Origin of the sequence: Enterobacter cloacae complex sp. BZL2005 (genome assembly GCF_049238885.1) — a bacterium.
Classification (GTDB): domain Bacteria; phylum Pseudomonadota; class Gammaproteobacteria; order Enterobacterales; family Enterobacteriaceae; genus Enterobacter; species Enterobacter roggenkampii.
Window position 1 is genome coordinate 54,654 of sequence record NZ_JBMKGI010000002.1, and the last position, 11,460, is coordinate 66,113.

General features: G+C 57.5%; 13 protein-coding genes. 6 read left to right on the forward strand and 7 right to left on the reverse strand.

Annotated elements, in window-relative coordinates; all coding sequences use genetic code 11:
• Positions 1 to 20 precede the first annotated feature (20 nt).
• Complete coding sequence (locus ACOTXI_RS04600; RefSeq protein ID WP_008500507.1) at positions 21 to 296, reverse strand: YcgL domain-containing protein; 276 nt, start codon at positions 294 to 296, stop codon at positions 21 to 23.
• Between the two features lie 123 nt (positions 297 to 419).
• On the opposite strand from ACOTXI_RS04600, the gene minC reads away from it, so the two are divergent.
• The 3 genes from minC to minE are packed head-to-tail and all read left to right on the forward strand — an operon-like array spanning position 420 to position 2,236.
• Complete coding sequence (gene minC, locus ACOTXI_RS04605; protein ID WP_008500506.1) at positions 420 to 1,127, forward strand: septum site-determining protein MinC; 708 nt, start codon at positions 420 to 422, stop codon at positions 1,125 to 1,127.
• A 23-nt stretch (positions 1,128 to 1,150) separates the two neighbouring features.
• Positions 1,151 to 1,963, forward strand: a complete 813-nt coding sequence (minD, locus tag ACOTXI_RS04610) for a septum site-determining protein MinD (RefSeq protein ID WP_008500505.1) — start codon at positions 1,151 to 1,153, stop codon at positions 1,961 to 1,963.
• A 3-nt stretch (positions 1,964 to 1,966) separates the two neighbouring features.
• The gene (gene minE, locus ACOTXI_RS04615) at positions 1,967 to 2,236 is read left to right on the forward strand and encodes a cell division topological specificity factor MinE (protein ID WP_008500504.1); all 270 of its coding nucleotides are present in this window, start codon (positions 1,967 to 1,969) and stop codon (positions 2,234 to 2,236) included.
• 73 nt (positions 2,237 to 2,309) lie between these two features.
• Here minE and rnd read toward each other — a convergent pair whose 3' ends face one another.
• The 5 genes from rnd to ACOTXI_RS04640 form a co-directional block, all read right to left on the reverse strand.
• A complete protein-coding gene (gene rnd / locus ACOTXI_RS04620) occupies positions 2,310 to 3,425 on the reverse strand; it encodes a ribonuclease D (RefSeq protein ID WP_123260982.1) in 1,116 nt (371 codons plus the stop codon).
• An 83-nt stretch (positions 3,426 to 3,508) separates the two neighbouring features.
• The gene (gene fadD, locus ACOTXI_RS04625) at positions 3,509 to 5,194 is read right to left on the reverse strand and encodes a long-chain-fatty-acid--CoA ligase FadD (RefSeq protein WP_014884268.1); all 1,686 of its coding nucleotides are present in this window, start codon (positions 5,192 to 5,194) and stop codon (positions 3,509 to 3,511) included.
• 203 nt (positions 5,195 to 5,397) lie between these two features.
• Positions 5,398 to 5,979 carry a Slp family lipoprotein gene (locus ACOTXI_RS04630; protein ID WP_023344403.1) on the reverse strand — a complete coding sequence of 194 codons (582 nt, stop codon included), beginning with the start codon at positions 5,977 to 5,979 and terminating at the stop codon, positions 5,398 to 5,400.
• A 37-nt stretch (positions 5,980 to 6,016) separates the two neighbouring features.
• The gene (gene tsaB, locus ACOTXI_RS04635; protein ID WP_008500500.1) at positions 6,017 to 6,712 is read right to left on the reverse strand and encodes a tRNA (adenosine(37)-N6)-threonylcarbamoyltransferase complex dimerization subunit type 1 TsaB; all 696 of its coding nucleotides are present in this window, start codon (positions 6,710 to 6,712) and stop codon (positions 6,017 to 6,019) included.
• A 66-nt stretch (positions 6,713 to 6,778) separates the two neighbouring features.
• Complete coding sequence (locus ACOTXI_RS04640) at positions 6,779 to 8,689, reverse strand: ATP-dependent DNA helicase (protein WP_008500499.1); 1,911 nt, start codon at positions 8,687 to 8,689, stop codon at positions 6,779 to 6,781.
• 133 nt (positions 8,690 to 8,822) lie between these two features.
• Here ACOTXI_RS04640 and ACOTXI_RS04645 point away from each other — a divergent pair, with 133 nt between their 5' ends.
• On the forward strand, positions 8,823 to 9,167 hold the full coding sequence (locus ACOTXI_RS04645) for a RidA family protein (protein ID WP_008500498.1): 345 nt from the start codon (positions 8,823 to 8,825) through the stop codon (positions 9,165 to 9,167).
• A gap of 6 nt (positions 9,168 to 9,173) precedes the next feature.
• Here the strand turns inward: ACOTXI_RS04645 and ACOTXI_RS04650 are convergent, their stop codons facing one another.
• A complete protein-coding gene (locus ACOTXI_RS04650; protein ID WP_008500497.1) occupies positions 9,174 to 9,356 on the reverse strand; it encodes a YoaH family protein in 183 nt (60 codons plus the stop codon).
• A gap of 61 nt (positions 9,357 to 9,417) precedes the next feature.
• On the opposite strand from ACOTXI_RS04650, the gene pabB reads away from it, so the two are divergent.
• Together pabB and ACOTXI_RS04660 are read left to right on the forward strand one after the other, a co-directional pair.
• Entirely contained in the window at positions 9,418 to 10,743 is a 1,326-nt protein-coding gene (gene pabB / locus ACOTXI_RS04655) for an aminodeoxychorismate synthase component 1 (protein ID WP_032622792.1), read from the forward strand.
• Between the two features lie 6 nt (positions 10,744 to 10,749).
• On the forward strand, positions 10,750 to 11,328 hold the full coding sequence (locus tag ACOTXI_RS04660; RefSeq protein ID WP_008500495.1) for a CoA pyrophosphatase: 579 nt from the start codon (positions 10,750 to 10,752) through the stop codon (positions 11,326 to 11,328).
• Positions 11,329 to 11,460: the final 132 nt, after the last annotated feature.

Consider the following 11,460-nt stretch of genomic DNA (forward strand, 5'->3'; position numbering starts at 1 on the left):
GTGCTCAAAAACAGTTGAGACTATTTTTTACCGTTCGCCTCAAGATGCTGTTTTAATAAATTCTCGGGTGGCGGCGGAAGCTGTAAATAATAGCCCTGCTCGGCTAATGCCGTTTTCACTTTCTCCAGATCGGCATTCACCAGTTTCTTGCGACCATCCAGCGGCAGCAGCATCGCCATCTGCGGTCGGCCAAAGCTCTTCATTAATTCTTCAGGCACGCGTGAAAAATCGTCTTTCTTTTCGACATAAAGATAGGTCTGGTCACGGGTTGTACTTCTGTAGATCACACAAAACATGTTTTTACTCTGAATTAATGGGTGGTTGCTTGCCTCAATATACTCCTGACTATAACATGCCTGATACTCTTCGGAATATCGCAGCGAATGGTTGCGGTTAATAGCAAATTGAGTAAGGCCAGGATGTCAAACACGCCCATCGAGCTTAAAGGCAGTAGCTTCACCTTATCAGTGGTACATTTGCATGATGCAAAACCCGAGGTTATTCGTCAGGCGTTAGAAGACAAAATCGCCCAGGCTCCCGCCTTCCTGAAGCACGCCCCTGTTGTTATCAACGTCAGCGGTCTTGAAGCGCCGGTTAACTGGAAACGTCTCCAGCAGGCCGTCTCCTCGACCGGACTGCGTATTGTCGGCATCAGCGGCTGCAAAGATACTGAACTGAAAGCGGAAATTGACCGTGCGGGGCTGCCGCTTCTGAATGAAGGCAAAGAAAAAGCCCCGCGTGCGGCACCCGTTGCCGTCGAAACGCCCCCTCCTGCGGCGCAAAACGTTACAAACATCACAAAAACGCGAATGATTGATGTGCCGGTTCGTTCCGGTCAGCGCATTTATGCACCAAACTGTGATCTGATTGTTACAAGCCACGTCAGTGCTGGCGCTGAGCTGATTGCAGATGGCAATATTCACGTTTACGGTATGATGCGTGGACGTGCGCTCGCAGGTGCAAGTGGCGATCGGGACGCGCAAATATTTTGTACTCACCTGACGGCGGAACTGGTGTCCATCGCAGGTGAATATTGGCTGAGCGACAAGATCCCAGCCGAATTTTATGGCAAAGCGGCTCGCCTGCTTCTGGCAGACGACGCGTTGACCGTTCAACCGTTGAATTGATCCCTTTTTAACAAGGAATTTCTATGGCACGCATTATTGTTGTTACTTCGGGTAAAGGAGGCGTTGGCAAGACCACCTCCAGCGCGGCCATCGCTACTGGTTTGGCCCAGAAGGGAAAGAAAACCGTCGTTATCGACTTCGATATCGGCCTGCGTAACCTCGACCTCATCATGGGATGTGAGCGTCGCGTCGTGTATGACTTTGTGAACGTCATTCAGGGCGATGCCACGCTGAACCAGGCGCTGATTAAAGACAAGCGCACCGAGAACCTCTACATTCTCCCGGCTTCTCAGACGCGTGACAAAGACGCCCTGACCCGTGAAGGGGTAGAAAAGGTGCTCGACGAGCTGAAAAAAATGGAGTTCGACTTCATCGTCTGTGACTCCCCTGCCGGTATCGAAACCGGTGCCCTGATGGCGCTCTACTTCGCTGATGAAGCAATCATCACCACCAACCCTGAAGTTTCATCCGTGCGTGACTCAGACCGCATTCTCGGGATCCTCGCCTCTAAATCCCGTCGTGCGGAAAATGGCGAAGACCCGATTAAAGAACACCTGCTGCTCACCCGCTACAACCCGGGCCGCGTGAACAAAGGTGACATGCTGAGCATGGAAGACGTGCTGGAGATCCTGCGCATTAAGCTGGTGGGCGTTATCCCGGAAGATCAGTCCGTGTTACGCGCCTCTAACCAGGGCGAGCCAGTGATCCTTGATACAATGGCAGATGCAGGTAAAGCTTACGCCGATACCGTTGACCGTCTGCTGGGAGAAGAACGTCCTTTCCGCTTCATAGAAGAAGAGAAGAAAGGTTTCCTCAAACGCCTGTTCGGAGGATAAGTTATGGCATTACTGGACTTTTTTCTCTCGCGGAAAAAGAACACCGCCAACATCGCAAAAGAACGTCTGCAAATTATCGTTGCGGAGCGTCGTCGTAGCGACGCCGAGCCTCACTACCTGCCGCAGCTGCGCAAGGACATCCTGGAAGTGATCTGTAAGTACGTGCAGATTGACCCGGAGATGGTGACGGTGCAGCTGGAACAAAAAGACGGGGATATTTCGATTCTGGAGCTGAACGTGACGCTCCCGGAAGCGGAAGAGTCGCGTCCGTAGGTTTGTGATTTCGTCGCCCCGGTAAGCGCAGCGCCACCGGGGGAATATGCCGGGTTTATCACCCGGCATATTTTTATCGCGGATAACCTTCCAGCAGCGTATTCAGGCGATCGGCCATCAATTCCCCGCGCCATCCCGCCATCATTTCCGGCAAGCCATTCTGCGGCTTCAGCTTCCAGTGCCAGTTAAGCAGCTGGTTAATCTGACGGCGTGAAGCGAGCAGTTCCGCGCTCAGCTTGCTTTCCGTAGCCACCGTCTGCACCAGCGCTTTGATGTCCTTAAACGCTTTGCGATAGCCCGGCATGTCCATCAGGTTCAGCAGCGGTTCCGGCAGCGCCTCTTCCGGCAACGCCTGCGCTTTTGCGACCAGCGCCAGCAGGGTTTTGCCGTGGAAACGGATTTCGCTGCCCGAAAGCCCAATGCTGTCCAGCTCGCCGAGGCTGCCCGGCATATAGCGCGCAACCGCCCAGAGATGCTCTTCGCGAACCACAAAGTTAACGGCCAGATCGCGCTCGCGCGCTTTACGCAAGCGCCAGTCTGCCAGCAGCTGCAGGCACGCCAGCTGACGCGTACGCAGCTGCCAGGCGTTGCTGATGTCGCGCCAGGCCTCTTTCGGATCCACCACTTCCTGACGACGCAGCTGGGTCATACGGCACTCGTCCAGCGCGGCGGACAGCCAGCCGGATGCCTCGGCTTCTTGCATCAGCTGTCCGGCGATCGGCAGCAGGTAAAACACGTCAGCCGCCGCATACTCCAGCTGGCGCGCGGTAAGCGGACGGGCCAGCCAGTCGGTACGGGATTCGCTTTTATCCAGCGTCAGGCCCGTATACTCCTCCACCATGGCGGCAAAGCCCCAGGAGAGCGGTCGCCCGCTGAACGCCGCAAGGATCTGCGTATCAATCAGCGGCTGAGGCATGATGCCAAAGGTGTTCAGAAAGACTTCCAGATCTTCACTGCCTGCGTGCAGGTATTTCGTGACGGCGGTATCGAGCAGCAGATCGCGCATCGGCGTCCAGTCGGTAATGCCGAGAGGGTCGATCAGCGACACGTGTTTACCGTCGTACATCTGAATCAACCCCAGCTGCGGATAGTACGTCCGGGTACGGACAAACTCGGTATCCAGGGCAATGGCAGGAAAGTCGCGCGTCACTTCGCACAGCGAAGCCAGCTCGTCGTTGGTCGTGATCATCTGGTAATTCAAATCGGATTCTCTTTTGTTTGCGCCCATAAAAAACGCCGGCTTAACCGGCGTCTGGACGATTAACGTGAAGCTCAGGCCTTATTGTCTACTTTGGCACGGGCTTCGTCACGTAATTCTCGTCGTAATATCTTCCCGACGTTGGATTTCGGCAGCTCGTCGCGGAATTCCACCAGCTTCGGCACTTTATAGCCCGTCAGCTGACGACGACAAAACGTTATCAGCGCTTCCTCGGTGAGAGAAGGATCCTTCTTGACCACAAATATCTTCACTGCTTCACCGCTGCTGCCGGAAGGCACGCCGACCGCTGCCACTTCGAGTACGCCGCTGTGCTGCATGACCACGTCTTCGATCTCATTCGGATAGACGTTGAAGCCGGAGACCAGGATCATATCTTTCTTGCGATCGACAATGCGCAGGAAGCCCTCGTCATCCATCACCGCGATGTCACCGGTATGCAGCCAGCCGTCTTTGATGATTTCGTCGGTCGCATCGGGACGCTGCCAGTAACCCAGCATGACCTGTGGACCTTTGACGCACAGCTCCCCCGGCTCACCCGGCGCAACTTCGTTATCGTTATCATCGACCAGTTTCGCTTCAGTGGAAGGAACGGGCAGTCCAATGCTTCCGCTGTGGTAGTCGATGTCATGCGGGTTAACGCTGACCAGCGGCGCGCACTCCGTCAGGCCATAGCCCTCCAGCAGATACTGGCCGGTAAGCTTCACCCACCGCTCGGCCACCGCCTGCTGAACCGGCATGCCGCCGCCCGCAGAGAGATGGAGCGTGGAGAAGTCCAGCTGCTGGAACTCTTTGTTATTAAGCAGCGCGTTAAACAGGGTATTTACCCCGGTCATAGCGGTGAACGGGTATTTTGCCAGCTCTTTCACCAGCCCCGGTATATCACGCGGGTTAGTAATCAGCACGTTTTGACCGCCGAGCTCAATAAACAGCAGGCAGTTCATGGTCAGTGCGAAAATGTGGTACAGCGGCAGCGCCGTAATGACCAGCTCTTTGCCGGGATGCAGCAGCGGCCCGTAGGTTGCATTGACCTGCTCAAGGTTCGCCAGCATGTTGCGGTGGGTCAGCATTGCGCCTTTCGCCACGCCGGTGGTACCGCCGGTATACTGCAGGAACGCGAGATCTTCTGAGACCACTTCCGGCTTAACATACTGCATACGATAGCCCGCATGCAGCGCGCGGCGGAAGGAGATAGCGTCCGGCAGATGGTATTTTGGCACCAGACGTTTGACGTATTTGACGACAAAGTTAACCAGCGTGCCTTTGGCGGTGGAGAGCTGGTCCCCCATGCGCGTCAGGATGACGTGTTTCACCTGGGTTTTGTCGACCACTTTTTCCAGCGTATGGGCAAAGTTGGACACAATGACAATCGCAACCGCGCCGCTGTCGTTAAGCTGATGCTCCAGCTCGCGCGGGGTGTACAGCGGGTTGACGTTAACGACGATCATCCCGGCACGCAGGATACCGAACAGCGCCACCGGGTATTGCAGCAGGTTCGGCATCATTAGCGCGACGCGATCCCCTTTTTGCAGCCCCAGCCCTTCCTGCAGGTACGCCGCAAACGCCCGGCTGCGCTCCTCCAGCTTACGGAACGTCATCACCTCGCCCATATTCACAAATGCGGGCTGGTCCGCGTAGCGCCTTACCGAGTGTTCAAATAATTCCACCAGGGATTGATAACGGTCAGGATTGATCTCAGCAGGAACGTCTGCGGGATAACGGTTAAGCCAAACCTTCTTCAATGCATCACCTCTGAAATGAGTGTTCGTCGTCATCACAACCCCGATAATAAACAGTTTGTTAACATTATATTAACTCAGCGTACCAGTTTATTAATTGTTCAGATTTAAGGTTGCGAAGCGCGTCACTCTTTTTTTTCGTTTTATCCGTAAAAAAACAGAGACAGCGGCTGAGCCGCTGTCTCTTTTCTAACAATAACAGTAAGTTACTCAGTTACGATCGTTTGCACCTGTGCAGGCCCCGGGTTATACCAGCCCCAGCCCGGGTAGCCGTAACGATAAGGATGTGGACCCCACATCCACGGATCGATCGGCTGAGGCGGCATGATCACCTGCTGTGCCAGCCGCCAGCGCTTATAGCCGTTGACCTGCATGGTCATAAATTTATACGGCGTGCTGCCGATTTTGCCCTGTACGGCGCCGGTAATCGGCCCGACAACGGTCACCAGCTGTCCGCGGAAATCGACCGGATCGAGGAAACCATTGACGTCCGCATAGATACGTCCCCGGGAGGCCTCGCCCAGTACAGGCCGCGCGCCGCTGTCCAGCGGAACGGTGGCGATCTCCAGGCGGGTTTTGCCCTGCTGGTTTTGTACGTCGATGACCTTACCGCCGAAGCGCGCTTCCTGGCCGACGTACAGCTCAGGTGCATTCATCACCCGAACCAGATCCTGCTGTGGCGTCGGGCTGCTGCCCTTAATCGCATCAGGAACGGAAACGCATCCGCTCAGTGCTATGGCAACCGCGCCTGCCATAATAAGGCGTACTACTTTAGTCTGAACCGCCATGATGCGACTCCTTTTTCTCAGTTCCTGTTACTGAGATTCACTCGCGGCCCGGAAGTTTCTTCCACGCGACGGTGTTTCGCAAATAAACCGGTTCCGCGTGTTCAACGGCCACGGTTTTGCCTGCTGCGAGCAGCTGGCTGGCAATCGGAAGCATATCTTCCGCAGCCGGCAGAAGCATGTTGCCGTCCACCAGCGTCAGCCCGGTGCCGTTCGCCATCTCAGGCCACGCCTGCCAGCCCGTACCGACGGTCGCCCACTCGCCGGACAGCTGCTTCAGCCGTTCCGTCACCGCTTCCGGCTTAAGCACGGCTTCCGTCTCTTCACCGTGCCACACGCCCTGCTCGTCGCGGGTGTATTCGGCCCAGTAGACTTCGCCCATGCGGGCATCAATCGCTGCCAGGACGCGCGTTGCCCCGGTCATGCGCCATGCGCCCTGTGCCATGGTGGCGAGGGTAGAGACGCCGATCATCGGCAGTTCGGCGCCCAGCGCCAGCCCCTGCGCAATGCCAATCCCGATGCGTACGCCCGTAAAGCTGCCGGGGCCGCGGCCAAAGGCCAGCGCGTCGAGGTCGGTTAAGGAGGTGTTGCCCTGGGTTAAAATGGCTTTTACCAGGGGCAGAATGCGTTGGGTGTGTTCCCGTGGGCACTCTTCGAAATGGGCAGAAACAGCACCGTCGTTCAACAGAGCAACAGAGCAAGCCTCTGTCGCGGTATCAATAGCCAGAATTCGCATCAGTCGTCGCGCTCTCGCAAGGGTCAGTCACAAAATGGCGCGCATCTTAGCACACTCCGGGGTAAATTACTCCGCCGTTGGGTTTGCCAGGAAACGCACCGCGCGTTTTATGTCCCGCGTCCGCGGTGCGGGCGGCAGGCTTGCAAGGAAGGTTGCCCCGTAAGGACGCATCACCAGCCGGTTATCGCAGATGACCAGCACGCCGCGATCGGTGACGTCACGGATTAAGCGCCCTACCCCTTGCTTAAGCGTAATGACCGCATCCGGCAGCTGAACCTCGTCAAACGGATCGCCGCCGCGCAGGCGGCAGTCTTCCATCCGCGCCTTCAGCAGCGGATCGTCCGGGGAGGTAAACGGCAGCTTATCAATGATCACCAGTGAAAGCGTGTCGCCGCGCACGTCCACCCCTTCCCAGAAGCTGCTGGTTGCGACCAGCAGGGCGTTACCGGCGCTAACGAACTGCTGCAGCAGCTGGCCTTTGCTGGTTTCGCCCTGCAGCAGCACCGGTAGCGTCATGGTGGCGCGAAACTGCTCGGCGAGGTCGCGCATCATGGCGTGGGAGGTGCAGAGCATAAAGCAGCGGCCGTTATTGGCCTCGATCATCGGCTTCAGCATCGCCGCGAGATGCCGCGCCGCCCCCGGCTGGTTCGGCAGCGGCAGATTGCGCGGCACGCAGAGCAGCGCCTGCTTTTCGTAATCGAACGGGCTGGGCAGAAGCAGCGATTCCGCCTGCTCGATGCCGAGGCGCTCGGTGAAGTGGTGCAGGTCGGCATTCACCGACAGGGTTGCCGACGTGAAGATCCAGCTTCCCGGCTTTTGCGCCATCACCTCTTTAAATTTATCCGCCACCGTCAGCGGCGTGAGCGCCAGGGTAAAGTGGCGCGAGGTGCATTCGTACCAGTAGCTGTAACCCGGCTGGTTAATCTCTTTCAGCCGTTTCAGCCGCCCGCGATAGAGCGTGGCGCGTTCGAAGGCCGCGTCGAGCAGCGCGGAACGGCCGAGCGACAGTTTCGCCACGTCGTAGCAGAGCTCAAGCGCATCATCGAGCAGCAGCAGCGCGCGCTGGATGTTTTTGTCCGCCAGCAGCTCGCGCAGGTTACCGCGATAGCCAGGCTCGCCAAGCTGTAAACGAAAATCCTGCGCGCTCTGCGCCAGACGATCGGCGCACTTCTGCAGCTGCTGGGTATCTTTGAGTTCGGTCCGGTACGCAATGGTGAAATCTTTCGCCAGATCCTGCAGCTGGCGGCTGGAGAGCGACTGGCCGAAATACTGGCTGGCGATATCCGGCAGCTGGTGGGCTTCGTCGAAGATCATCACGTCCGCCTCCGGGATCAGCTCACCAAAGCCGCTGTCCTTAACCACCATATCCGCGAGGAACAGATGGTGGTTCACCACCACCACATCCGCATCCATCGCCGTTTTGCGCGCTTTCACCACGAAGCAGTCTTTATACAGCGGGCAGTCGCTGCCGAGGCAGTTGTCGTTAGTGCTGGTCACCAGCGGCCAGGCGGGAGAGTCTTCCGGCACGCTCGCGCAGGTGCTGATATCGCCCTCTTCGGTCTGGTTCGCCCAGGCGCGAAGGATAATGACGTCGCTCAGGGTTTGCACCGGCAGGTCGCCGCCCGCCAGCGCCTGCTGCTCAAGGCGTTCCAGGCAGAGATAGTTGGAGCGCCCCTTCAGCAGGGCCAGACGGCCTTTGTATTTCAGCGCCTTTGCCACCGTGGGCAAATCGCGGCTGTAGAGCTGGTCCTGCAGCGCTTTCGAACCGGTCGAGATAATCACCTTTTTTTTCGCCCGCAGCGCTGGCGCAAGGTAAGCATAGGTTTTACCCGTGCCGGTACCCGCTTCGACCACCAGCGGCTGAGCCTTATCGATGGCGCGTGCAACGGCATGCGCCATCTGTCGCTGTGGCTCACGGGGTTTGAAGCCGGGGATAGCCTGCGCTAATTGACCTTCAGGGGAAAAATCGTCTGCCACGGTGCTCTCTCACTGTATTTTTGCACAGGGATTATGTCAGCCCATCCTCTCCTGTGCCACCCCAAATAGTGACGACACGAGAACAATATGGCAGTCTTGCCGCCTGACGACGAAAAATAACGAGGAAACGTTTATGACAATTGTGCGCATTGATGCCGAAGCCCGCTGGTCTGATGTGGTGATCCACAACCAGACGCTCTACTACACCGGCGTCCCGGCGAACCTTGACGCGGATGCGTTCGAGCAGACGGCCAATACCCTGGCGCAGATTGACGCGGTGCTGGAAAAACAGGGCAGCGACAAATCCCGCATTCTGGATGCGACGATTTTCCTGGCGAACAAAGATGACTTCGCGGCAATGAACAAAGCCTGGGATGCGTGGGTGGTGGCGGGTCACGCGCCTGTACGCTGCACCGTACAGGCCACGCTGATGAAGCCGGAATACAAGGTTGAGATTAAGATTATCGCGGCGGTTTAAGCCCGATCACTCTTCATCTTCATCCTCGAAACGCGCCACGATCCGCTCGCCGGTATGCGTGGCGCGCAGTTCTTCCGCCACCTGGGAAATCGCCTGTCCGCTGCTCATCCCCTGGGACATCAGTTCCTGAATTCGCTCAACCGCTTTCTGCTGCTGTTCATGGCTCAGAGAAGGTAAACCTGCAAACATCGTCAACTCCTGCTAAATTATTCGCGCTAATTATTTCACGCTGCCCGGTAGTATGCCACACATGAACATGCGCTTCCCCACTGTTATTACCCTGCCCTGGCGGACAGACGCCGCTGAATACTGGTTTGCCCGCCTGAGCCATCTTCCGTTTGCGATGCTGCTGCACTCCGGCCATGCGGACCATCCCTACAGCCGCTTTGATATTCTGGTCGCCGATCCGCTGAAGACGCTGACAACCGATGACCTGTCGCTGACGGACGATCCGCTGGCGCAGCTTCAGCACGATATTAACGCGCTGGGCTTATCCGCTACGCCAAACCCGGACCTTCCCTTTCAGGGAGGCGCGCTGGGCCTGTTTGGCTATGATTTGGGCCGCCGTTTTGAAACGCTGCCCGAGCGTGCGCAGGCTGATATTTCCCTGCCAGATATGGCCGTGGGGCTGTATGACTGGGCGTTAATCGTCGATCACCTCAAAAAAACGGTTTCCCTGCTGAGCCATCGTGACGTCCAGGCGCGTCTGGACTGGCTTGAGGCGCAACAGGCTGCACCCGCAGAGACGTTCACGCTGACCTCCGGCTGGCGCTCCAACATGAGCGCTGCGGAATATGCCGAAAAATTCGCGCGCGTTCAGGCGTATCTGCAAAGCGGCGACTGCTACCAGGTTAACCTCGCTCAGCGCTTCCAGGCGACCTATCGGGGAGATGAATGGCAGGCGTTTACCCGCCTAAATGCCAGCAACAAGGCACCGTTTAGCGCGTTTGTTCGTCTGGACCAGGGGGCGATCCTCAGCCTGTCGCCCGAACGCTTTATTCATCTGGCGGAGGGGACCATTCAAACCCGCCCGATTAAAGGCACCTTGCCGCGTCTTGCCGATCCCGACGCCGACCGTCAGCAGGCGGAAAAGCTGGCCGCCTCGCCAAAAGACCGCGCCGAAAACCTGATGATTGTCGATCTGATGCGTAACGACATTGGCCGGGTGGCCGTGCCGGGCAGCGTCCGCGTGCCGGAACTATTTGTCGTTGAGCCTTTCCCTGCGGTGCATCATCTGGTCAGCACCATTACCGCACAGTTGCCAGACTCGCGCACGGCCTGCGACCTGCTGCGCGCCGCGTTCCCGGGCGGCTCCATCACCGGTGCGCCGAAGGTGCGGGCAATGGAGATCATTGATGAACTGGAGCCCCACCGGCGCAATGCCTGGTGCGGCAGCATCGGCTATATCAGCCTGTGCGGCACGCTGGATACCAGCATTACCATCCGCACGCTGACCGCCTGCAACGGAAACCTTTACTGTTCGGCCGGGGGCGGGATTGTTGCCGATAGTGAGGTCGATGCGGAATATCAGGAAACCTTTGATAAAGTTAACCGTATCCTGAAACTACTGGAGTAATCACGGGTGGAAAAAGAGAACCTGACGCTGGATGACTTTTTATCGCGTTTTCAGCTACTAAGACCGCAGGTCAATCGCGAAGCGCTGAATCAGCGTCAGGCGGCCGTGCTGATCCCGGTCGTGCGTCGCGCGAAGCCGGGCCTGCTGCTCACCCAGCGTTCCGCCCATTTACGTAAGCATGCCGGTCAGGTCGCTTTTCCGGGGGGCGCTGTAGACAGCTCCGACGCCTCGCTGATTGCCGCCGCGCTGCGCGAAGCGCAGGAAGAGGTGGCCATTCCGCCGGAGGCCGTTGAGATCATCGGCGTGCTGCCGCCCGTCGACAGCGTTACCGGTTTCCAGGTCACGCCGGTGGTGGGCATTATCCCGCCGGGTCTGCAGTATCACGCCAGCGTTGATGAAGTCTCTGCGGTGTTTGAAATGCCGCTGGATGAAGCCCTTCGACTGAGTCGTTACCACCCGCTGGATATTCAGCGTCGTGGGCATGACCATCGGGTCTGGTTGTCCTGGTATCAGCATTATTTTGTCTGGGGCATGACGGCGGGCATCATTCGTGAACTGGCGCTGCAGATCGGCCTGAAACCTTGACTATACTTTACATTCCGCCCTCTTCTGCCAGGTTTGCGATCTGCGTCGCGCTATTAGCAAAACCCATCGTTAACCATTAGTTTAATTCATGTGAATAGTTAAGCCGAGGTCGGTGTTCCCTCTTACACTATG